General features: G+C 44.5%; 19 protein-coding genes. 8 read left to right on the top strand and 11 right to left on the bottom strand.

Features of this window, described 5'->3' with window-relative positions:
• Window positions 1-55 precede the first annotated feature (55 nt).
• The 7 genes from ACTHTU_RS02970 to ACTHTU_RS02940 all read right to left on the bottom strand — a co-directional run bounded on the left by ACTHTU_RS02970 (window position 56) and on the right by ACTHTU_RS02940 (window position 7882).
• Complete coding sequence (locus tag ACTHTU_RS02970) at window positions 56-397, bottom strand: hypothetical protein (RefSeq protein ID WP_440345986.1); 342 nt, start codon at window positions 395-397, stop codon at window positions 56-58.
• 129 nt (window positions 398-526) lie between these two features.
• Window positions 527-1594: a Fic family protein gene (locus ACTHTU_RS02965; protein WP_440361717.1), complete on the bottom strand. Its 1068-nt coding sequence runs from the start codon at window positions 1592-1594 to the stop codon at window positions 527-529.
• A gap of 146 nt (window positions 1595-1740) precedes the next feature.
• Window positions 1741-4014 (bottom strand): Tex family protein, encoded by a 2274-nt coding sequence (locus ACTHTU_RS02960; protein WP_440361716.1) that lies wholly within the window; start codon window positions 4012-4014, stop codon window positions 1741-1743.
• Between the two features lie 64 nt (window positions 4015-4078).
• Window positions 4079-4729, bottom strand: a complete 651-nt coding sequence (locus ACTHTU_RS02955) for an ABC transporter ATP-binding protein (protein WP_036492188.1) — start codon at window positions 4727-4729, stop codon at window positions 4079-4081.
• Window positions 4726-5523: an ABC transporter permease gene (locus tag ACTHTU_RS02950; RefSeq protein WP_063068518.1), complete on the bottom strand. Its 798-nt coding sequence runs from the start codon at window positions 5521-5523 to the stop codon at window positions 4726-4728. The genes ACTHTU_RS02955 and ACTHTU_RS02950 overlap by 4 nt, the downstream gene beginning before the upstream one ends.
• Window positions 5523-6692, bottom strand: coding sequence for a capsule biosynthesis protein (locus ACTHTU_RS02945; RefSeq protein WP_107857811.1), 1170 nt, complete (start codon window positions 6690-6692; stop codon window positions 5523-5525). The genes ACTHTU_RS02950 and ACTHTU_RS02945 overlap by 1 nt, the downstream gene beginning before the upstream one ends.
• Before the next feature lie 11 nt (window positions 6693-6703).
• Complete coding sequence (locus tag ACTHTU_RS02940; RefSeq protein ID WP_440361715.1) at window positions 6704-7882, bottom strand: polysaccharide biosynthesis/export family protein; 1179 nt, start codon at window positions 7880-7882, stop codon at window positions 6704-6706.
• Between the two features lie 118 nt (window positions 7883-8000).
• Between ACTHTU_RS02940 and ACTHTU_RS02935 the strand changes: the two genes are divergently transcribed.
• A complete protein-coding gene (locus tag ACTHTU_RS02935) occupies window positions 8001-9104 on the top strand; it encodes a stealth family protein (protein WP_440361714.1) in 1104 nt (367 codons plus the stop codon).
• Window positions 9105-9122: 18 nt separating this feature from the next.
• Window positions 9123-12791: a CDP-glycerol glycerophosphotransferase family protein gene (locus ACTHTU_RS02930; RefSeq protein WP_440361713.1), complete on the top strand. Its 3669-nt coding sequence runs from the start codon at window positions 9123-9125 to the stop codon at window positions 12789-12791.
• Between the two features lie 72 nt (window positions 12792-12863).
• On the opposite strand, the gene ACTHTU_RS02925 is transcribed toward ACTHTU_RS02930, so the two are convergent.
• The 4 genes from ACTHTU_RS02925 to ACTHTU_RS02910 form a co-directional block, all read right to left on the bottom strand.
• Window positions 12864-13913, bottom strand: a complete 1050-nt coding sequence (locus ACTHTU_RS02925; RefSeq protein WP_440361712.1) for an acyltransferase — start codon at window positions 13911-13913, stop codon at window positions 12864-12866.
• An 85-nt stretch (window positions 13914-13998) separates the two neighbouring features.
• The gene (locus tag ACTHTU_RS02920; RefSeq protein ID WP_107848604.1) at window positions 13999-15369 is read right to left on the bottom strand and encodes an XcbB/CpsF family capsular polysaccharide biosynthesis protein; all 1371 of its coding nucleotides are present in this window, start codon (window positions 15367-15369) and stop codon (window positions 13999-14001) included.
• Between the two features lies 1 nt (window position 15370).
• Window positions 15371-16810 carry an AMP-binding protein gene (locus ACTHTU_RS02915; protein ID WP_440361711.1) on the bottom strand — a complete coding sequence of 480 codons (1440 nt, stop codon included), beginning with the start codon at window positions 16808-16810 and terminating at the stop codon, window positions 15371-15373.
• Window positions 16811-16813: 3 nt separating this feature from the next.
• Window positions 16814-17044: an acyl carrier protein gene (locus tag ACTHTU_RS02910; RefSeq protein WP_003747973.1), complete on the bottom strand. Its 231-nt coding sequence runs from the start codon at window positions 17042-17044 to the stop codon at window positions 16814-16816.
• 221 nt (window positions 17045-17265) lie between these two features.
• On the opposite strand from ACTHTU_RS02910, the gene galE reads away from it, so the two are divergent.
• The 6 genes from galE to ACTHTU_RS02880 all read left to right on the top strand — a co-directional run bounded on the left by galE (window position 17266) and on the right by ACTHTU_RS02880 (window position 24248).
• A complete protein-coding gene (galE, locus tag ACTHTU_RS02905; RefSeq protein ID WP_440361710.1) occupies window positions 17266-18282 on the top strand; it encodes a UDP-glucose 4-epimerase GalE in 1017 nt (338 codons plus the stop codon).
• Window positions 18283-18398: 116 nt separating this feature from the next.
• Window positions 18399-19466, top strand: coding sequence for a dTDP-glucose 4,6-dehydratase (gene rffG / locus ACTHTU_RS02900; protein ID WP_254324316.1), 1068 nt, complete (start codon window positions 18399-18401; stop codon window positions 19464-19466).
• Window positions 19467-19539: 73 nt separating this feature from the next.
• Window positions 19540-20406 carry a glucose-1-phosphate thymidylyltransferase RfbA gene (gene rfbA, locus ACTHTU_RS02895; protein WP_049332928.1) on the top strand — a complete coding sequence of 289 codons (867 nt, stop codon included), beginning with the start codon at window positions 19540-19542 and terminating at the stop codon, window positions 20404-20406.
• Window positions 20407-20459: 53 nt separating this feature from the next.
• Complete coding sequence (rfbC, locus tag ACTHTU_RS02890) at window positions 20460-21002, top strand: dTDP-4-dehydrorhamnose 3,5-epimerase (RefSeq protein ID WP_440361741.1); 543 nt, start codon at window positions 20460-20462, stop codon at window positions 21000-21002.
• 55 nt (window positions 21003-21057) lie between these two features.
• Window positions 21058-22179, top strand: a complete 1122-nt coding sequence (locus ACTHTU_RS02885) for a stealth family protein (protein ID WP_440361709.1) — start codon at window positions 21058-21060, stop codon at window positions 22177-22179.
• Between the two features lie 44 nt (window positions 22180-22223).
• Window positions 22224-24248, top strand: coding sequence for a capsular polysaccharide biosynthesis protein (locus ACTHTU_RS02880; RefSeq protein ID WP_440361708.1), 2025 nt, complete (start codon window positions 22224-22226; stop codon window positions 24246-24248).
• Window positions 24249-24304 lie beyond the last annotated feature (56 nt).

Genomic DNA, 24304 nt, shown 5'->3' with positions numbered 1-24304 from the left:
ATCAAGGCCGTCTGAAACACTTTTCAGACGGCCTTTAATCAAAGCAACAATCCAATCAATAATTGGTCGAGCAGAACTGTTCGCGTTTGTCCGCATCGGCGGCATAGCATGTCAAACCCATGCCTGACGCATTGCTGTTGTTCGCTTTCGCACCCGGTTTCTTGTTCACCAAAACCTTACCGTTTTTTCCGATTTCAACGGTTACGCCTTTGCCGTTTTTCAGCTTCCATTTCAACACTTGCGCCTCGGCACTTTGGCACTTGCTGACCGTACAGCCGCCTTCTGTCGCGACGTTGCCGTTTTTATAAATCACGCACTGCTGCTGGCTGTCGGTACAGGCCGCATACGCAGCAACGGAGAAACAGGAAATCAGCGCGGCAAACAAAACAGGTTTCATGGTTTGAACTCCTAAAGTTGTGATGATGGGTTTGTGATATTTGGAACTATACGCTTATTTATATCGGCAAGCCATCAAGTATGATGGTAAATAATATATTAATTTAATATTGTATAAATTCAAATATTATCAATTGGTTGGTAGTAAGATACTCATCAGCGCAATATTGATATAGTAGTTGCTTCTGCCTATTTTTTCTTTGTGAAGGAACCCGCCTTCTGTCAGTTCGTCCAGATATTTGGCGGCACTGGGACGAGAAACGTTCAGCGTTTTCATCAGGAAATCGATTTTTGTGTAGGGATGGTTGAATAGGTGGTTAATCAGGTCTTGACTGTAGAAGCTGAATTTTTGCCTGATACGATGTTTGTAGTCCAGCATCGCCTGATGGATGTGTTGCACGGTATCGATGCCGTCCTTGGCGGTTTGTTCCACGGCTTCCAACATATACAACAGCCAATCCTCCCATTCACCCGTATCGCGTACATATTGTAACAGTCGGTAATATTCGCTTTTGTTCCGTACCAAATAGCGGCTGAGGTATAAAACGGGAATATCCAGCAACCCGGTTAAAACCAGATACAGCACATTAATAATCCTACCTGTTCTGCCATTGCCGTCGTAAAACGGGTGAATGCTTTCAAACTGGTGATGGAGCAACGCCATACGGATAAGCGGATCAATAGGTTTTTCCGTGTTGTCATTGTTGATAAATGCTTCCAATCTGCTCATCAAGCAAATGATGTCGTCTATATGTTGCGGCGGCGTATAGACGGTTTCGCCTGTACGGTCGTTTTTCAGCATCGTCCCCGACTGTTTACGGAATCCGGCACGGTTCTTTTCCAACTCGGCCTGTATCGTCAAAATATGATTGTTGGTCAGCATTCCGTGTTTTTGGATAAGGTCGAAGCCACAAAGAAGTGCTGAAGCATAATTCTGCACTTCTTTGATGGCAGGACTAGATGAGCTTGCCGATATTCCTGCGCGGAACAGTTCGTCATGGGTAGTAATGATATTTTCGATTTCGGAACTATCTTTGGCTTCCTGCAAAGACAGCGTGTTAATCAGAATGCCTTGGTTGGGAATACTGCGGCAGATGCCTTTTAATTCGGCTAGATAACGATGGGCGGAAGCCAGTTTTTTCAAGACGGCAACAGAGTCGAAATCTATTTCAGGAGGGAATTGTTCGATCGAGTACATTTTAGGATTTCGGTTAAATAATAAAAAATTCCGATTTTTTTTGCTATATTGTTTCGTTATGATAAAAAAACGGCATTTTTTTTACAATTTAATTTTATTTATTTGTTTCCAAAAGATTTTGTTTTAAATTGCACTTCAGACTATCGTTACCGCTTCAACTTCGCAAACGCATCTGCCATTGCTGAATTGGTTGGGACACGCTCATTGCGTTGGGGTTTGCGGTCGCGGCGTTCTTGATGTCGGGTTACAGACGGCCTGTTGCCTTTGTCTGAGCCGCCCGCCTCGTCATCCAAGCGCATGGTCAGCGCGATGCGTTTTCTGGCGGCGTCGACTTCCAGCACTTTCACTTTCACCACGTCGCCGGCTTTCACCACTTCGCGCGGGTCTTGGACGAATTTATTGGACAGGGCGGAGATGTGCACCAAGCCGTCCTGATGGACGCCGATGTCCACGAATGCGCCGAAGTTGGCGACGTTAGAAACCACGCCTTCGAGTATCATGCCGACTTGCAAGTCGTTGATTTCGTGAATGCCTTCGGCAAAGGAGGCCGTCTGAAACTCGCCGCGCGGGTCGCGGCCGGGTTTTTCCAGCTCAGACAGGATGTCCAGAATGGTCGGCAGACCGAAGCGTTCGTCGGTGAAGTCGGACGCTTTGATTTGCTTCACGCGCTCGCGGTTGCCGATGAGTTCGGCGGCGGTAATGCCTTGTTGCGCCAGCATTTTGGCGACGACGGGATAGGCTTCGGGGTGGACGGCGCTCGCGTCCAGCGGCTCTTTGCCGCCGTTAATCCGCAAAAAGCCTGCCGCCTGTTCGAAGGTTTTTTCGCCCAAACGCGGCACTTTCAGCAATTTTTTGCGGCTGTCGAACGCGCCGTTTTCATCGCGGTAGGCGACGATATTTTGGGCAAGGGTTTGATTCAAACCGGAAATCCGTGCCAAGAGCGGGGCAGAGGCGGTATTCACGTCCACGCCGACGGCGTTCACGCAGTCTTCGACCACCGCGTCCAGCGATTTGGCGAGCTGGCTTTGGTTCACGTCGTGCTGATACTGACCCACGCCGATGGATTTGGGATCGATTTTAACCAACTCGGCGAGCGGGTCTTGCAGCCTGCGGGCAATGGACACCGCGCCGCGCAGGGAAACGTCCAAGTCGGGGAACTCGCGCGCCGCCAGTTCGGACGCGGAATAAATCGATGCTCCGGCTTCGGAAACGACGATTTTGTGTAGCCCCATTTCCGGCATCCCACGCACCAGTTCCCCCGCGATTTTGTCGGTTTCGCGGCTGGCGGTGCCGTTACCGATGGCGATGAGCTTCACGCCGTGCTGCTTAATCAGGCGCGACAACGTTGCCAACATATTGTTTTCTTGATGCAAATAGACAATAACAGTATCCAGCAGCTTGCCTGTGTCGTCCACCACGGCGCATTTCACACCGTTCTTGTAGCCCGGGTCGAGACCCAAAGTCGTCAGCCGTCCGGCGGGCGCGGCGAGCAGCAAGTCTTTGAGATTGCGGGCGAACACGGTAATCGCGTCAGTGTCGGCAGCTTCTTTCAAACGATTGAGAGCTTCGAGTTCCAACGACAAAAAGATTTTCGCGCGCCAAGTCAGGCGCACGGTGTCGCGCAGCCATTTATGGCCGTCTGAAACCTTGAAGCGGCGGGCGATGAGTTGCTCGTATTCGCTTTGCTGGGTAATCGGCGTGTCGTCGGGCTGGTATTTGAGCGCGATGTTCAACATGCCTTCGTTGCGACCACGCAAAACCGCCAGCGCGCGGTGGCTGGGCATGGTGCGAATAGGTTCGCGATGGTCGAAATAATCGCTGAATTTTTCGCCTTCGGTTTCTTTGCCTTCAACGACTTGCGCGTGAATTTCGGCTTCGTTCCACAACTTATCGCGCAGTGTGCCGATGAGTTCCGCGTCTTCGGCAAACTGTTCCATCAGAATCGCGCGTGCGCCGTCCAGCGCGGCTTTGGCGTCGGGGATGTTTTCGTTCAGGTAGCCTTGCGCGGCGGCTTCTACATCTTGCGGCTGCCCGGCAAGCAACACGTCCGCCAGCGGCTGCAAACCGTGTTCACGCGCGATTTGCGCTTTGGTGCGGCGTTTGGGCTTGTAGGGCAGATACAGGTCTTCCAGCGCGGTTTTGTTGTCGGCGGCTTCGATTTGCGCTTTGAGGTCGTCTGAAAGCTTACCTTGCTCTTCAATGCTTTTTAAAACAACGGCTTTGCGCTCCTCCAACTCGCGCAGATATTGCAACCGCTCGGCAAGCTGACGCAGCTGCGTATCATCCAGCCCGCCTGTGGCTTCTTTACGGTAACGCGCGATAAACGGCACGGTCGCGCCGTCGTCTAAAAGCTCAATAGCGGCATTAATTTGCGCGGCCGTAGCCGAAAGTTCTTGGGAAAGAATTTGAGTAATGTTCATCAATAGAATTCCAACGGACAGGCCGTCTGAAATTTCAGACGGCCTGATTTAAAAAACAATCGCTTTAAGGCAGCGAATTATAATATTCGTAGGCTTTGTCCATGTCTTCAAACTGGTGCATATGTCCTTTTTCCAGCACCATCGCATTATCGCAATATTGCTTCATGGCGCTGTGGCTGTGTGACACCAAGATGATGGAACGGTCTTTGCGCTTTTCAAACAACTCGTACTTACATTTATCGGCAAAGCGCGAGTCGCCAACTGCAATCACTTCGTCAATCAGATAGCAGTCAAACTCTACCGCCAACGACAAAGCAAATGCCAAACGTGCCTTCATACCTGAAGAATAACGCTTGACCGGCTCATAAAGATATTGACCCAGCTCGGAAAACTCTTCGGTAAAGTTCTTCACATAATCGATGTCGACGTTGTAAATCCGACAGATGAAACGCAAATTGTCCATACCGGTCAGACTGCCTTGAAACGCACCGGAGAATGCCAAAGGCCAAGAAATACTCATCGTCCGCTTGATTTCGCCCGTGGTTGGCGGCTCAACGCCACTGATCAAACGGATGAGCGTCGATTTACCTGCACCGTTGCGGCCGAGAATACCGATTTTCTCGCCCTTCTCCATTTTGAAGTTGATATCGTGCAAGACTGTCCGCCAACCTTGGCGGGTCAGATAGCGCTTGGAAACGTGTTCAACTGAAATCATTGCGGCTCAACCCCTTTGCTGAATCTCGCCACCATCGCCAAACCAAGCAGCAGCAAAACTAAATTACACAACAAAATATACCAAGGATTTTCGTAAGTCGTAACGCTGTTACCAAAATATCCGGCACGGAACATTTCTGTACCATGCACCATCGGAAGCATCAGCACATAGTGTTGCAACTGCTGAGGCAGGTTGTGTACGAAGAAAAACACGCCGGACAAAGGCATCATCACAAAACTGATGGTACTCCAAACCTTGCCAAACGGCTCAAAGTGAAATGCCACCGAACAGATGACCAGCCCCAATCCAACGGCAAACATAGCCATCAAAAGCCAAGCCAACAACATATAGAAAATATCTGCCGGTACATCAATCCAGCCGATGACGACCAATGCGAACATAATCACAACCTGCGCAATGGTGGCACCGGCAATCTCCAACAACATACGCGCAAAAATGGTATCTAAAACACGTACATTTCGGTGATACAGCAGGCTTGTATTGGCCGCAATCGAACCGATGGCGCGATTAGAGGCATTACGCCACATCATCATCATCGGATAGCCTGTCAGCGTGAAAGCCACGATATTCAAAGCCGACACGTTGTGCATGCGGAAAAACTTCCACATCAACACCATAACCAAAGTCAGCAGCAAAGGTTCGACAAATAACCACAAAAAACCAATGTTATTACGACCGTAGCGAGTAATAATTTCACGCATTAAGAGTGCGCCGATTACCCTTTTTTGGATAAGCAGCGACTCCAAAAACGATGTTTTATGTAGCTCTTTCATCAGTTTTTATGCTCACGGATACTTGCAGACAGCAACACAGCAATGCCATAGACAATCAAACCGATGACAAACGTTGCCACAATGTTGTACAGACGGTTTGGCTCATGCGCCAAGTCAGGTTTGTTCGGTTGGGAAATCACTTCCAAATACAATTGCTGACGATCTGCTTCCGCTTTTGCACTTTCCAAAGAAGTCATCGCTGCAGCCAATTGTTTCTCGGCCAATTCGTTTTCCAGATACACGCGCTGATATTCCGCCGCCTGATTGGACAACGAACCCTCGCCACCGCCGGAAATCGCTTTCATTTGTTGCGAGATTTCTTTACGCAAGCTCTTCTCGCGCGCAATCAAACCTGGAATTTGCGGGTTTTCAGGCGTAACAGCTTTTACCTGGTCAAGCTGGGTTTGAATGACAATCAACTCGTCCTGCAATTTAGACACCAAACCCATTTGCACATCGGATTGCGCCTTCAAGTCGAAAATACCGTTGGACACACGGAATTTTGTCAATTGGGCAGAAGCCTCTTTAACTTGTTCTTCAGCCGAATTGACCACTTCCTGAGCATAACGAATCGTATCCTGACGCGCACGTTCGTTCAGCTGGTTGATCAATACCTCACCCTGTTTGAGCAAAGCATCATTAATCTTTTGAGATTCACCGGCATTGAACGATGTAACGCTCAAATTGGAAATGCCTGAGACAGAGTCAAAATGGATGGATACCTTATCGCGGTAGTATTGATAAAACGCTTCATCCTCGCCACGCAGGCCAAAACCATTAAAACGGCTGAAGATGTCGCCTTCTTTTTCATAAAAATCACGAACGGGCATTTTCTTACGCAACGCGTCCAAAGCTGAACGCGACTGCATATATTCCTGCACGGTATAAATATCGTCTTGCGCACGAGAGAAACCAGACCCCTGCAAAATAGCGCCCAGGCCGTTCAAAGACGATTGGCTCTTAGGAGAACGCACCACAAAGCTGGACTGAGATGTGAACTGATCAGAAGCAAATAGTCCGTAATACACACCGGAACACAAAGTCGGCACGATAACCGTTACCCAAAGCAACGGATTAATCTTACGCAACCAAGACTTTTTGGCCTTTTTCTTTTCGGGAGCCGGTTGTTCCGGTTTCACATCCACATTTGCAGAAACTTGCTCAGACATTATTTTCCCCATCAGTTCACTAAATTATTAATACTGTTCGCACCGCTAACCACAGGCGAGAACACAAATGACAAGAACTTGCGTACTTCGGCCATCGGTGCATTCGATACGTACACCACGTCCTTATCCTTCACAGGGAAACGCTGCATCCAAAACATAGAATTCGCATCTGCCAGGTTCAAACGGTAGACCACAGGAATCTCCGCACGATCGCCATAACCCTTTTCAACCCATTTAGATTGTTTCTCAGGAGGCAGCTCGGACAAAGGCGCATAACGGAATACAAATACGCCGCGCGCATCTGCACTATAATCCTGCAGACCGCCCATACGTCCCACAGCCTCAGCCAAAGATAAGCCCTTCACAGAGAAACCAATCTGCTGCGTATGACCGACCGCACCCATAGACGTAAACGTGCTTGGATTAGTAATCATTGTGACTACATCACCGCGGCGCAACAAAATATTTTGACGCGGATGCGCCACCAAGTCTTCCAAAGCAATCGTTCTGACAACATTGCCACGTGTCAGCTGTACGTTCGTATCCTGAACATTCGCAGTCGAACCGCCCACGGCAGCCACCGCATCCAACACACGCTCGCCTGCAGCCGTCAAAGGCATACGCACACTGTTACCCGCGCGGATAACCGATACATTCGCCGCATTGTTTTGAACCATGCGCACCATTACCTGCGGCTGGTTCGCCATTTTTTTCAGACGGCCTTTAATAATGTTTTGCACCTGAACCGGTGTTTTACCAAGGACAGACACATCGCCGATAAACGGCACAGAAATCGTACCTGAAGAGCTGACCATCTGTTCAGGCAGCTTCGTTTGCTGCGCATTACCCGAACCGGTAGACGACAAAGCTCCACCGAACAACACAGCCGGAGGAGCTTCCCAAATCGTAATGTCCAGCACATCGCCTATATTGATAGCCCCTATTGATGATGTACCATCGCCCAACTGAGCAAATGACTGATTAACTTGCGCTTGATATAGCGACTGAGCTACCGCACCATTCACATCAATCAATTCCACCTCCGGCACTTCGGCTGTAGCCGACTGTTGCCCCAAAGCAACAACATTTCGCGTACTCGGACCAGAATTAGGAAGAGAAGAGCATGCAGCCAACAGACTGACGCACAACAATAACATGCCCCTGCGGGTAAGACATTCTGCTTTCAACATTGATTAAATCTCACTATACTTTTAATTACGCACAGCCATTATAACACCTGATGAAATATTAGGCCGTCTGAAAACCTGACATAAGCATCAAAAACATCACATTACAGTGAATACCGTCATGAGAAAACTTAAAAAACTGATTCGACAACCAGGTGTATTCTTCCGCGACTATCTCAACAAAAGATACCCTGTCCGCAACGCCGAACAGCGTACAACAGAGTCTGACGAACCGGTCATTATCGACAACACCCTGTATTTAGCCGAACTTGAAAATAGTATCAACCTTCCACCTATTAAAATTGATGTCGTTTTCACATGGGTAAATAACCAAGATCCCCAATGGCAGCAGCGTCGCCGCCAATATAGCCCTACCGCCGAACAAAACGCACTTCACAATAATGACGAAGCCCGTTTCAGCAACCACAACGAACTTTACTATTCACTTCACAGCGTGCGTACCTTCCTGCCGTGGGTCAACCATATCTACATCATTACCGACAACCAACGCCCCGACTGGCTCAATCCTGCCGACTATCCCAACGTCAGCATAATAGATCACAGTCAAATCATTGACTCGCAATACCTGCCCACCTTCAATTCGCATGTAATCGAAGCACACTTGCACAACATTCCTAATCTAAATGAACACTTCATCTATTTTAACGATGATGTATTTGTTGCCCGACCATTACCGAAGGAACATTTTTTTCACGCCAACGGGATTGCTTCACTTTTTATTGCAGACAAAAGCCTAAAACAAATGTCCGAAAGAGGAACCGACACACCCACTCTTTCCGCCTCAAAAAACTGCATCACACTATTACAACAGCACTACGACTGCCACATCGACCGTCCGTTAGTACACACCTATATTCCACTGCATAAAAGCAGCTTTCAATTTGCTTGGCAGCACTACCGTACTGAGATTGAAGCCTTTTTATCCAACCGTTTCCGTTCTAACCACGATCTCAACCTTGCCACCTTCCTCGTACCTTGGCTGATGTTTTTAAACAGGAAATCTACAGTAGGTAATGAAATATGTTATTATTTTAATATCCGCTCCAACAAAGCGCCTGCCCAATATATCAAGCTCTTGGAAAATAAAAAAAATGGGCGGCAGCCACACTCTTTTTGTGCCAACGATTTTCACAGCCAGCAACAGATTGAAAACTACCAGGACAAACTGATTCAAATGCTGGAAAATTACTTCAAAACCAAATAAAAATAAAAGGTCAAAAAAATGAACAATAAAAAATTTCGGAAGCTCTTACGAGACCCTAAACTCTTTTTCCGCGACATGTACGCCAAACGCGTAATGAAACTCAAAAAATACCTTCCCTTAAAATACGAAGGTAATAATCAATTTACAATCGTTTCAGCTGTTTATAACGTCGAAAAATACCTTGATGAATACTTTGACAGTATCGTCAAACAAAGCTTGAATTTCAAAAAACACATTCAAATCATTCTAGTAGATGATGGGTCAACCGACCATTCGGCAGAAATCATCAAACGATGGCAAGCCAAGTTTCCCCAAAATATCCATTATTTTTACAAAGAAAATGGCGGTCAAGCCTCGGCACGCAATCTGGGTTTGCAACATGTTGAAACCGAATGGGTAACATTCATAGATCCAGATGACTTTGTTTCTTCTGATTACTTCTACAAAACAGATAACTTCTTAAGTAATAATGCCAACATTAGCATAGTAGGTTGCCCATTAGTATTCTACTTTGAAGATAAAGACATGGTGAAAGATACACACCCCTTAAAATACCGTTTTGCTAAAGGGGATATTGTCCTTCCATTATCTAATCTAAAAGATCACCTACAATTATCTGCAAGTACTGCTTTTTTCAAAATTGATAATATCCGTAATGCACATATTTATTTTGATGAGGCAATGAAACCTAGCTTTGAAGATGCAAAATTTGTTACCGATTATATTCTAAATACTGATGCCTCAACTAATGCTGCTTTTCTGTCAAAAATCAGTTATTTTTATCGGAAACGTTCTGATGGTTCGTCCACGTTAGATGGAGCATGGAACAATCCATTACTATTTTCTAGGGTAATTGAAAAAGGCTGTATTGAAATTTTGAAAACAGCCAAAATGAAATTTGGAAAAGTCCCTGAGCATATTCAAAGAATCGTCCTATACCATATCATCTGGTATTTTGGTCGTATCGTAAATAAACCTGCAGCATTGTCACACCTAAGTGAAGAGCAAAAAAAACATTTCGTTGCCTTATTACATGAAATGTTTTCATATATTGATGAAGCAACAATTCTTCGCTTTAATTTAGCAGGGACATGGTTTTTCCAAAAAGTAGCTCTGCTCGGTTTATTTAAAAATACAGCACCTAAGAATCAAATTTCTTATATTGAAGATTTTGATTTGAAAAAGAAACAGATTTTGGTGAAATATTTTTCAAATTTTCCAATTGTTGAACAATGGGTAATCAATGGTAAGGAAATATTCCCTAAATACCAAAAAGAAGTTGTCTATGACTTTCTAGGCAGTTTATACACTAAAGAATACCGCACATGGCTTCCTTGTCAAGACATGGGCGATTTAGAACTTTTTTTAGCCGGTAAAAGAGCCAAATTAACATTCTCAGGAAAACAATTTGACAAACTACCAATCGAAGCAGTATTCACTTCATTCAAACAAAAATCCACGGTTAAATCGAATGCCTGGATTTTAATGGATAGGGACAATCAGGCCGATGATAATGCAGAACACTTATATCGTTATATTAGTGAAAATCATCCAGAACAAGATATTTATTTTGCCCTGAAAAAAACCTCCTCTGATTGGAAAAGGCTCGAACAAGATGGGTTTAATTTACTTGAATTTGGCTCATCTGCATTTGAGAGTAAATTAAAAGACTGCGCAAAAATCATCAGTAGTCATGTTGATGGATATATCACACATTATTTCAAAGATAATTCCCTATTAGATAAAGACTACGTCTTTTTACAACATGGCATTACGAAAGATGATTTATCAGGTTGGTTAAATACCAAAAAAATTGCTTGTTTCGTTACAGCGACAAATCCAGAATACCATTCTATTGTGGACAATACGACTGCTTATAAATTTGGTAAAAAAGAAGTTAAACTGACAGGTTTCCCTCGTTATGACCGTTTACTCATCAATAACAATACCGAATCTAAACAGATTTTAATTATGCCAACATGGCGTAGCTCCATTGTAGGTACATATATCTCAGGTACAGAACGAACAAGAAACCCTGATTTCATGAAAACTAACTATGCCAGACATTGGCATGGCTTCATGAATCATGCCATATTAAAAGAACTGAATGATCAAGGTTATCAAATCGTCTTTGCACCACATCCAAGTATTCAGGAATACATGGATGAGTTCACTGTGCCTGACTTTATTAAAATCTATAGCTATTCAGAAGGTAACATCCAATCCGTCTTCCAAAATACTAGCGTCTTGATTACAGACTATTCATCTGTTGCATTTGATGTAGCCTACTTGAATAAAGCTATTTTGTATTATCAATTTGATTATGATGAAGTATTCTCGAGTGGAAATCACACCTATCAAAAAGGTTATTTTGACTATAACCGAGATGGTTTTGGTGCAGTTGCTTATAATGAAACAGAACTTCTGGCAGCATTAAAAGATCTAGTAGACAATCAAGCTAAAGTACCTGATTTATATCAAAAACGTATCGATAAAACATTCCAATTTAGGGATTCGAATAATTGTGAGCGTGTCTATCAGTCTATTACAGCACTTGACCAACCTGACACTACAGATGATCTGCCTATTATTCAGAATATGATTGCCCAAGCTGAAAAACTTCATGCATGGGACTTGGCTGCAAGCCGTATCCAAACTCTGCTTGGTACAGGCCGTCTGAATGCGGAAGAAACAGCTGATTATCGCCATCGTTATCTGAACGCTTTATTTGAAAGCAACCAGTTTGACACTTTGCAAAACCTGTTACCTGATTATCCCGATACCGCTGATTACTGGCATGCGAAAATGGATTTATATATCGGTAATGCCGTTAAAGGGGCGGAATTTTTTGCTGAAAACGAGCATATAGGAACGCAAAATGATTTACTTGTAGCATTGCTTGCAGCCTCATTTCACCAAGCAAAAAGGCCGTCTGAAAAACTGTTTGCCCGGATAGGTACAGACTTACCCGACTCATATCAACCTTTGTTAGCCGTAGCACAAAAGCTATCGGAGCAGAATTATTTTGTAGCATTGGCTTTACTGAAAACGTATATTGATAGCTTGGACGATCGCGAAAAAGGCTATCTCAAACCCGAGCTATTGGCTTCTTACCTCTGTATGAAACTTGGTAACTTACAAGGCGCGCATCAGTTTTTGGTTGCTTTTGAAAACCATACTCAGAATGATCCAAGTTGCCGTATCGCGATTGCAAGACTGGCAAAATTACGCGGTGATTCTGAAAAACTATTTACCCAGCTTAACCGTGCCTTTGAAGAAAATCTGCTCTTAATTCCTGAAGATTTAACAGTCGATTATCTGAAAAAAATGTACGCTACCGGCAACACTGACGGCGAAGGATATCTATTGGCTCAACTGCGCCAAAAATATCCTGAGAATCCGTCTTTGGCCTTGTATGAAGCTGAAAAACTTGCCCAAAACCAAGATTGGGAGTCTGTCACCAAAATATTGGCTGATTTTGCACAAACCTCACCGGAAACGATGTATCTTTATACAACTGCTTTATGCCGTCTGAAAAACCATCAAGCAGCACAACGTTATTTTGACAGTCTCTCTCTACAAGACACAGCAGCATATTGGAAACTGGCAGCTGAAATAGCCGAAGCTAAAGGTGACAAGGTATTACAGGCTGAGTGTCTGAAAAAACAATTGGCTTGTTTAGAGTAATCTCTGTCTTATCTTAAAAAAGGCCGTCTGAAAACTTTTATGTTTTCAGACGGCCTTTACTAGTTAGATGTACTAATCAAGTTCTACTGTTGAATTGATATAGGTGACATGATTCATTTCTGCCAAATCCTTACCTTCATCTATATCTGTATATAAAACATTATTGCGTTCCCAAAATACATCTTTACGTATGACTTTAGCCGGCACGCCTGCAATAACGCAGTTATTAGGAAAATGTTTTTTCACTACCGAAAATGCACCAACAATACTACCGCTACCAATCTTTGTACCACCCCAAATTGTTGCGCCATAGGCTACCCACACTCTGTCTCCAATGGTAACGTCTTTAGAAACATTTAAACGTTTGCCAGTATGAACATCATAAATCGGGTGTGCATCATCAGTACGGATTTGATTATTAGTGGCAAACATACAATCTTCACCAATGGACAAGGTTGTATGTTCGGCAACAGTAATATAAACCGGATTGGTACTGGTAGTTTTACTGCCGATATTAATCGTACAGCCTACTCCCAAACACCATTGGCCTTGCATAGAAACATTTTCTCCAATATAGACTTTGCTGTCCTTGCCTAAAAATTCCAAAAATACATTACGCAAGTTTGCATTAGGGTGGATAACAACTTCATTCCCACCTCCTCCTAGAAATTGGAAATGACAGTTTCGCAGATTATCAGGTGCAGTAATTTTATTTCCGGAGGTGTCGATATAATTACCTGACATCACCTCTTTTTTGCGGCCGTTAACTACTGGCCGTTCAGAAAAATATTGTTCCGCACGCTCGGCCAATTTGATAAAGACCGCACAGGTTTGGGCAAAATCCAAAGTACTGACATCATAAATGTATACATTATCCCCATCCTGCTTAGATAAGCTGAAGTTTGGAAACATTTCTCCGATATTATCTATCTCACTTTTATTACGATAAAACAGGAAAATCTTCTGCCAATCTAAATTTAAGCTGACAGAAAATGGTGTTTCACGGTCAGATTTGAAATTGCAGTACACATTCTGCTGATAATAAATATCAACAGACGTATTTTTTAATTTGATATTTTTAAGAATTTCTTGCTGAAATTCTTCAGTCGTTTTATCTACCATTACATTCCCCAAACATGATAAATATGATTCAAATATTAAAAAAATAGACAGTAAATTTTAAACTTACTGTCTATTTACTTCACATTTAGTTCAGATTAATGTCCGAATCAGTAATATGGATGTCCAACAGCAAATTATTGATAATGGTATTGGACAAGAATACTGTGTTGCCTGAAAAATCTATGTGCTTTTGAATTTTTTCAAAGTCAAACTCACATAATACAACTGTAGGCAATGCTTCTTTCAGCTCTTTAATATCCGGGTAAAACTCTGATACCTTAGCCGATGAAATGACCACTTGATTTTCAAGGTTATGATCAATTACATCTGGTAGCTTTTTGAAAGTCTCCAAAATCGGCGTACGGATAGAGTGCAGATACAATGGATCTTTGCCACCATAGTATTTATGGTTGCCCAAAAATGGGTCGATTGCAAAGGTTTTGTACCCACCAATTAAGCCGTGATATACCGCCCCTGTACCGCCTGATGATGCACCGCAAATGACTACGTTTTTCTTATCTACGCCATAAATACTCATCAGGCTCTTAATGAAACGCTGGATATTGTCTTCGATATTTTCATCAAACTTTGTATTCAACCCGTGACTGCCAAACGCGTCTGATACATCAGCCATACGGATGATGTAAGTATTTGGCATAATGCTGTTGCTGATAAATGGAAATGGGTGGCTATAATAACGGTCAACCATATTCTCATTACTCTTATTGGTATAAGAGAACAACACCAATAGGTTTTTCTTGTTGGCACTCAATACTTTCGGTGCTTCAACAGTATAAATGACATTTTCCAACTCATGGAAAGAGTCTGGGAAATAAGCCAAAAGATCTTTATAACTGTGCTTGTTCACGCGACGGAACACACTTACACCCATTTTGTGTTCAACAGCTAAAAAGCCTCTATTATTTAGCTCATAAACATAATCACTTAGACCATGATTCCGAGCATAGCTTAGGAAAAACTCATTACTGTCGCCTTTAACACCAATGTATTCAACTTCCGGCTTATCCAAGTACTCGGCTAAATTAATGCCCTTATTTTTTTCAACATTCAGGATGTAGCACAGTTCGCTGCCAAGATAAATGGAAGTGACTTCTAAAATCTCACTAAATTTATCCTCGATTTTTGCCCAATCGGTTTCAGCAAATTTAAAAGACAATACTGTCTTTTCTTGATTAACCGATTGTGGGTAACTTCCATAAATTTCTGAAATATATTTCAGAAATTTATGGAAGCCGGAAATCTTAGAAATTTTGCTCTTATTACGCTCAATAAAGTTAAAGGTTTGTCCTACTGCCGTATAACTGACACTGACAAAATAGTCGTTCAACAGAAAATCAAACACTATACTTTGATTGTTATAAATCCAAGCGTTAACCTTTTGAGGATCAATCTTGGCTTTTCGTAAGATGTTTTGCTGAATTTGATATAAATCCATTTTATAAACCCTGCTGATATTTTTCCAACAATGCTTTTTTGTCGGTTTTGTGGTTGGTGCTGACTGGAATTTCATCGATGTGAATAAATTCAGACGGCATCATGTAAGACGGTAAATTTTGTACTAATGTGTCTTTGATCGCCTGAGTATCTGCACTTTGCTTGGCTGTATAGAAACACACCAAACGCAATACTGCACCTGTGTTGCGTTTCAAAGCCACTACTGCCACATTATCAAAGGCAAATTCCTTAAGGTTAAGGATTTTTTCTTCAATTTCTGAAAGTTCGATACGGTAGCCATTGAGCTTAATCTGCTCGTCTTTACGGCCTTGTACATAGAACAATCCATTTCTTTCAAAACCGTAGTCACCTGTTTTATAAGTGCGGTTATCTGCACTGTGTACTACCAAGCGTTTAGCATTTTCAGTTTCGTTGTTCAGATAGCCACGCATCACATGGTTGCCACTAATCCAAATCTCTTCGTCAACAATCTCTAATTTGGAATTAAGCACGGCAACGCCTACAGGCAACTCTTCTTCTGCCGCCAGCATATCAGGTGTAATATCAACGTAAGTTGTTGCTACAGTAGCCTCAGTCGGACCATAGGTATTGATAACACGGACACCGGGAAATTTTTGAAAAATCATATTTACTACTGGTTTGCCAAGTTTTTCGCCACAGAACAAAAATTCTTTCAAACTCGGTAAAGTAGCCTGACTGCATTTAGGGTTAAGCAGCTGCTGCATGGCAAAAGAAGGCGTGGAAACCCAGGTAGTAATTTGTTGTTTGGCCAAAAAATCAATCCAGGTGGCAGGATTAGAAATAGCATCACGACTGTTCATGACAATGCAACCGCCGTAAGCCAAGTTGCCAAAGATTTCGTACATTGACAAATCAAACGCAAACGGAGCCTGATTCATAAACACATTAGGTGCGGCTAAATTAAGCTGCTCTTTCATCCATTTCATCAGGTTAAACACGGCTTCACGACCGATTTGCACACCCTTAGGTGCGCCGGTTGTTCCTGAAGTAAACATGATGTAAGCCAAATCTTTTTCAGCCAACTCTACTTCTTCATCAGTCTGCTTTTCAAAAGTTTGCGTTGCCGAACGGTATACAAAGCGTGCTTTCGACAGTTGGCAGATATTGTTCAGACGGCTTTCAGGATAAATACTATCCACCGGAATAAAAGGGATTTTGTTTAATAAGCAGGCATAAATTGCCACTGCAAAATCAATTTCTTTATGGCCGTGCAACACTAAAGGAATGTTTTTGGTAATATCTGCTATGCTTTTGTAAGCCTCGATAAATGCGGCTATTTTTACGCGCAACTCTTCCCAAGAACATTCCTGAGTATCATTAACTAACGCTTTTCCCGAAGTTTGGCTGAAACGGTATTCCAAAAAATCATCAAGATTTTGGAATTCATTTAATTGTTTCATGATTTAGCCTTTGTAATTATTTTCAACATATTGAATGATATTGGCCGAGTTTGCCAAAATATCAACCAGTTGCTCAAACGGCAAATCAACATCAAATTTTTGTTTGATGGCCATAACCAAATCCATTGCGCTCACAGAATCAATAAGTCCTGTAGACAACAATTCTTCATTTGCTGACACTTGTTTTTGTGCAACTTGTGAAATCAACGCCAAAACTTCGTTAGATACTGACATGGTAAGATCCTTTTATTAAAATTGAAATGATAACGCTTTGCACCCTGTGCATAACACTGTGATTATCCCATATTTTTTTACTTTTCAGGTAACTAAATATACAATAACCAAATAAAGCAATCCCTCTTTGACAACACTTACACCAGGCCATCTGAAAGCGTTTGTATTTTCAGCCAACCGGTTTCACGACTTCCAAACACAATTTTAATTAAGGAAAACCAATGACTATTCTTATCACCGGCGGTACCGGCTTTATCGGTTCTCATACCGTTGTTTCCCTGTTGAAATCAGGCTTTAGTGCCGTGATTTTGGACAATTTGTGCAATTCGTCCGCCAACATCCTCCCGCGCTTGGAAAAGATTACCGGCAAATCTGTGCCTTTTTACCAAGGGGATATCCGTGATCGTGAAGTGTTGCGTCAAATCTTTGCAGAACACGATATTGATGCTGTCATCCATTTTGCCGGCTTGAAGGCAGTCGGTGAAAGCGTGGCCGAACCAATGAAATACTATGACAACAATGTCTCCGGTAGCTTGGTTTTGGCTGAAGAAATGGCACGTGCCGGTGTATTTAAGATTGTGTTCAGTTCATCGGCTACGGTTTACGGCGATCCGGGTAAAGTGCCTTATACGGAAGATATGCAACCCGGAGATACGACCAGCCCTTACGGCACGTCTAAGTCTATGGTGGAGCGCATTTTGACGGATATCCAAAAGGCCGATCCGCGTTGGAGCGTGATTTTGTTGCGCTATTTCAACCCTATCGGTGCGCATGAAAGCGGTTTGATCGGCGAGCAGCCAAACGGTATCCCAAACAATCTGCTGCCTTATATCTGCCAAGTGGCTTCAGGCAAGCTGCCGCAGTTGTCAGTTTTCGGCGATGACTACCCTACCCCAGACGGTACGGGTATGCGCGACTATATCCATGTGATGGATTTGGCGGAAGGCCATGTGGCGGCGATGCAGGCGAAAAGCGATGTTTCGGGCGTACACCTGTTTAATTTGGGTTCGGGACGTGCTTATTCGGTATTGGAAATCATCCGTGCCTTTGAGGCAGCCTCCGGTTTGACCATTCCGTTCCAAATCAAACCGCGTCGTGATGGCGATTTGGCCTGTTTCTACGCCGATCCCGCCTACACCAAAGCGCAGACCGGTTGGGAAACCAAGCGTAATTTGGCGCAGATGATGGAAGACTCATGGCGTTGGGTCAGCAACAACCCAAATGGCTACGAAGATTAAGTTAACCTGATACAGGCCGTCTGAAAGAGATGTTTTCAGACGGCCTCTTTATCTGAAAAACACACATTCTGTCTGCTATAATCCGTTTATATTATTTTGACTATCCTCTGAAACTTATGAAAAAAATCCTTGTTACCGGCGGCGCGGGCTTTATCGGTTCTGCCGTTGTCCGTCATATTATCCAAAACACCCAAGACTCTGTCGTCAATGTCGATAAGCTGACTTATGCCGGCAATTTGGAATCTTTGACTGAGGTAGCAGGCAACCCTCGCTATGCTTTTGAGCAAGTGGATATTTGCGACCGCGCCGAACTCGACCGCATATTCGCACAACACCAGCCTGATGCCGTGATGCACTTGGCTGCGGAAAGCCATGTCGACCGCTCTATCGATTCGGCAGGCGAGTTTATCCAAACCAATATCGTCGGCACATTCAATCTGCTTGAAGCGGCCCGCGCCTACTGGCAACAAATGCCGTCTGAAAAGCGCGAAGCCTTCCGCTTCCACCATATTTCTACCGATGAAGTCTATGGCGATTTGCACGGTACGGACGATTTGTTCACCGAAACCACGCCATACGCGCCGTCCAGCCCCTACTCTGCTTCTAAAGCGTCCAGCGACCATCTCGTCCGCGCATGGTTGCGTACTTACGGTTTGCCGACCATCGTAACCAACTGCTCCAATAACTACGGCCCTTACCATTTCCCGGAAAAACTCATTCCATTGATGATTCTGAACGCGCTCGACGGCAAACCGCTGCCTGTGTACGGCGACGGTATGCAAATCCGCGACTGGCTGTTTGTCGAAGACCACGCGCGCGCGCTGTATCAGGTTGTTACCGAAGGTGTTGTCGGCGAAACCTACAATATCGGCGGCCACAATGAAAAAGCCAATATTGAAGTCGTCAAAACCATCTGCACCCTGCTGGAAGAGCTTGTTCCTGAAAAACCGGCCGGCGTGGCGCGTTATGAAGATTTGATTACTTTCGTACAAGACCGCCCCGGCCATGACGTGCGCTACGCCATCGACGCTGCCAAAATCGGCAGGGAGCTGGGCTGGAAACCGCAGGAAACATTCGAATCCGGTATCCGCAAAACAGTGCAATGGTATTTGGACAACAAAACCTGGTGGCAAAACGTATTGAACGGTAGCTACCGTTTGGAACGTTTAGGCACCGGAAAATAAGTTTTCAGACGGCCTATTCCCATATTAGGCCGTCTGAAAATCATGCAAACACACACTACTCAGGAGAAAACCCATGAAAGGCATCATCCTTGCCGGCGGCAGCGGCACGCGCCTCTACCCCATCACGCGCGGCGTATCCAAACAACTGCTGCCCGTATATGACAAGCCCATGATTTACTATCCCCTGTCCGTATTGATGCTGGCAGGAATCCGCGATATTTTGGTGATTACCACGCCCGAAGACAACGCCTCTTTCAAACGCCTGCTCGGCGACGGCAGCGATTTCGGCATTTCCATCAGCTATGCCGTTCAACCCAGTCCGGACGGCTTGGCACAGGCATTTATCATCGGCGAAGAATTTATCGGCAACGACAATGTTTGCTTGGTTTTGGGCGACAATATTTTCTACGGCCAATCGTTTACGCAAACATTAAAACAGGCCGCCGCCAAGACCCACGGCGCAACCGTATTCGGTTATCAGGTCAAAGATCCCGAGCGTTTCGGCGTGGTTGAATTTGACGAAAACTTCAACGCCCTGTCTATCGAAGAGAAACCGCAACAGCCCAAATCCGATTGGGCGGTAACCGGCTTGTACTTCTACGACCAACGCGTCGTCGAGTTCGCCAAACAAATCAAACCGTCCGCCCGCGGCGAATTGGAAATTTCCGACCTCAACCAAATGTATTTGGAAGACGGTTCATTGTCGGTGCAACTTTTGGGACGCGGTTTCGCATGGCTGGACACCGGCACCCACGAGAGCCTGCACGAAGCCGCTTCATTCGTCCAAACCGTGCAAAACATCCAAGACCTGCAAATCGCCTGCCTGGAAGAAATTGCTTGGCGCAACGGTTGGCTTTCCGATGAAAAACTGGAAGAGCTGGCGCGCCCGATGGCGAAAAACCAATACGGCCAATATTTGCTGCGCCTGTTGAAAAAATAATGTTTGAGGCCGTCTGAAACTTTTCAGACGGCCTTTAGATGAAAGATAAAACGATGAACATCATTGATACCGCCATTCCTGACGTAAAACTGCTTGAACCCCAAGTCTTCGGCGATGCGCGCGGCTTTTTTATGGAAACCTTCCGCGACGAGTGGTTCAAGACCCAAGTCTGCGAACGCACCTTCGTGCAGGAAAACCACTCCAAATCCAGCAAAGGTGTATTGCGCGGCCTGCACTATCAAACTGAAAACACACAAGGCAAACTCGTGCGCGTGGTTGTCGGCGAAGTATTTGACGTGGCTGTTGACATGCGTAAAGACTCCCCCACTTTCGGCAAATGGGTGGGCGAGATTCTGTCCGCAGAAAACAAACGCCAACTGTGGGTACCCGAAGGTTTCGCACATGGCTTCTATGTACTGAGCGATGAAGCCGAATTCGTCTATAAATGTACAGACTATTACAACCCCAAAGCTGAACACTCGCTGATTTGGAATGATCCGACCGTCGGCATCGACTGGCCGTTGCAAGGCGAGCCAAACCTGTCGCCTAAAGACTTGGCAGGCAAAGTATTGGCCGAAGCGGTAACGTTTGAATAACTTCAAAACATAACAGAATCAACTGTTTATATTTTGTAGTATTAGAAAGTTTCAAATGAATTTAAATAAAATTAGAAAATTTTTTAGAGAACCCCATATCTTCTTTAGGGATTTTCTAAATAAACGCTTTCCTCCTTATAATGTAGAACAGCCTATTCCTGAAACTGAAGAATTCACTCTGATCAATGCAGATGCAAATCTTGCATCACTCACAGAAAACGTTTTGCCAAACTTCCCCATCGATGTTGTTTTTACTTGGGTCGACAATACCGATAAAGCATGGCAAGAACAGTATTACCGTACCCTGCAACCCATTGATCAAGAAGATATCGGTCTGTATGCAACCGACCCTGCCCGCTTTTCCAACCATAATGAACTTTTTTATTCAGTACAGGCCGTACAGAAGTTTATGCCGTGGGTCCGCAATATTTTTATTGTAACGGCGGATCAAAAACCTAAATGGTTAGATGAAAACACCCATTCTAAAATTAAATTAATCAATCATTCAAAAATTATTGATGCCAAATACTTACCAACGTTTAATTCCCACGTCATTGAAGCAAACTTATATAAAATTCCAGATTTAAGTGAACATTTTATTTATTTCAATGATGATGTTTTCGTTGCAAGACCACTGACACCTAACCACTTTTTTGAAAATAATGGCTTGGCTTCCCTATTTGTTGCCAATAAAAGTTTTCAAAAAATGCGTCAACGAGGTCTAATCACACCGACATTGACCGCATCAGAACACGCATTAAAGCTCTTAAAAAGACATTATCCGACAATTAATATCAATACACCGTTGGTACATACTTACGTTCCACTACGGAAAACATCCTTTCAAAAAGCATGGTCATTATTTGAAGATGAAATAAATTCTTTTCTAAATAACAAGGTACGCCATAATTCTGAACTTAATATGGCCAGTTTTTTAGTACCTTGGTTGATGTACCTTGACGGATATGCCACACCGAAACGTGAAATTTGCTACTATTTCAATATACGCAGTTCACACGCCCAGACTCAATATAAGAAATTGTTATTCAAGAAGAAATACCTTCATATGCCCCACTCCTTCTGCATTAACGATTCAAGCAGTAATAATGCGGATAAAAACTATGCCCTACATTTCCGTAATTTTATGGACACTTACTTTGAAATAGAGGCAGAATAAATTCTTACATTAATGATATTTTATAGATAAAATAATAATTTAAAATGATTTTTTCAACATTCGGCCTATTTAAACAACGTCTCTTGCTAACCAAATTTTTAGACAAAATTTCAACGGATAAGACCGCAGTATTTTGGGGCAAGAAACATCCCAAACGCAGAAAATTAGCACATATCTTAAGATTGCCCCTGCTCAATCTTGAGGACGGTTTTTTACGCTCAGTCGGACTGGGCGTCTCCGGTTATCCGCCCTATTCCATCGTCTATGACGACATCGGCATCTACTACGACACCACCCGTCCTTCACGTTTGGAACAACTGATTCTTGCCGCCGAGACCATGCCGTCTGAAACCTTGGCTCAGGCGCGGCAGGCGATGAATTTCATCCTGCAACACCACCTGTCCAAATACAACCACGCGCCCGAGCTTTCAGACGATCATCCTTTACGTTCCCCATCCAAGCCTGAAACTGTCCTCATCATCGACCAAACCTTCGGCGATATGGCCATCCAATATGGCGGCGCAGACGCCTCTACGTTTGAACTGATGTTTCAGACGGCCTTGAATGAAAACCCACAAGCCGATATCTGGGTCAAAACCCATCCCGATGTTTTGTGCGGCAAAAAACAAGGCTATCTGACCCAACTGGCGCAGCAACACCGCGTCCATCTTTTGGCAGAAGACATCAATCCAATTTCTTTGTTGCAAAACGTCGATAAGGTTTATTGCGTTACCTCGCAAATGGGTTTTGAGGCGCTTTTATGCGGCAAACCGCTGACCACTTTCGGCCTGCCGTGGTATGCCGGATGGGGCGTAAGCGACGACCGCCACCCACAAATCGACAACCTTGTTCAAACCCAACGCCGCGCCCCCCGCAACTTGCTGCAGCTCTTCGCCGCAGCCTATCTGCAATACAGCCGCTACCTCAACCCCAATACCGGCGAAACAGGCAGCCTCTTTGATGTCATCGACTATCTGGCGACGGTCAAACGCAAAAACGACAAATTGCGTGGTGAGTTATATTGCGTCGGCATGTCTTTGTGGAAACGCGCGGTTGCCAAACCATTCTTTAACGTACCCTCATGCCGTCTGAAATTTATCTCCTCCACCCAAAAACTGGCAGGGGTCAAACTGTCCGACGATGCACGCATCCTTGCTTGGGGCAATGGCAAAGAGGCCATCGTCCGTTTTGCCGAACAACACCATATCCCCCTGCTGCGCATGGAAGACGGATTTATCCGCTCGGTCGGACTCGGTTCTAATTTAGTGCCGCCGCTGTCGCTCGTTACCGACGATATGGGCATTTATTTCAATGCCGAAACCCCGTCCCGTCTTGAACACATCCTGCAAAACCAAAACTTCGACGACCAAGACTTTCAGACGGCCTTGAAGCTGCAAAAAATGCTGACCGAAAACCACATCAGCAAATACAACGTCGGCAGCTCAGACTTCACCGTCCCGTCAACCGACAAAACCGTAATCCTCGTTCCCGGCCAGGTTGAAGATGATGCGTCTATCCGCTACGGTTCGCCCCAAATCTATCGCAATCTGGATCTGCTCCGTACCGTACGCGAACGCAATCCCGATGCCTATATCATCTACAAACCGCATCCCGATGTAGTCAGCGGTAACCGTATAGGCCATATTTCCCTTGAAGATGCTGCACAATATGCCGACCAAACCGCCGAACAAGCCGATATCCTGACCTGTCTCCAATACGCAGACGAAATACATACCATGACTTCGCTGACAGGTTTTGAAGCCTTGTTGCGCGGCAAAAAAGTCAGCTGCTACGGCCTGCCTTTCTATGCAGGCTGGGGGCTTACCCAAGATCTGCTCCCCATTCCGCGCCGCAGCCGCAGGCTTGAGCTTTGGCAGCTGATTGCCGGCACGCTCATCCACTACCCCGACTATATCCACCCCGAAACCCATCAGGCCATCAATGCGGAAACCGCTGCCCAAATCCTGATACGACAAAAAAATATGCAAAAAAACAACAACGGATTACATCGCGGGTACTTTGCTAAAAAATTAGGTAAAATCAAACAACTATATCGATCTTTCAAATAAACACCATCTAAATTAACGACACGTCATAAACTTGCCTCTATTGAGGCATCATTGCC

Origin of the sequence: Neisseria sp. P0020.S005, assembly GCF_051957055.1 — a bacterium.
In the GTDB taxonomy this organism is placed as follows: domain Bacteria; phylum Pseudomonadota; class Gammaproteobacteria; order Burkholderiales; family Neisseriaceae; genus Neisseria; species Neisseria subflava_A.
Note: the sequence above shows the minus strand (reverse complement) of the source record. Positions and strands in the feature narration are given on the sequence as shown.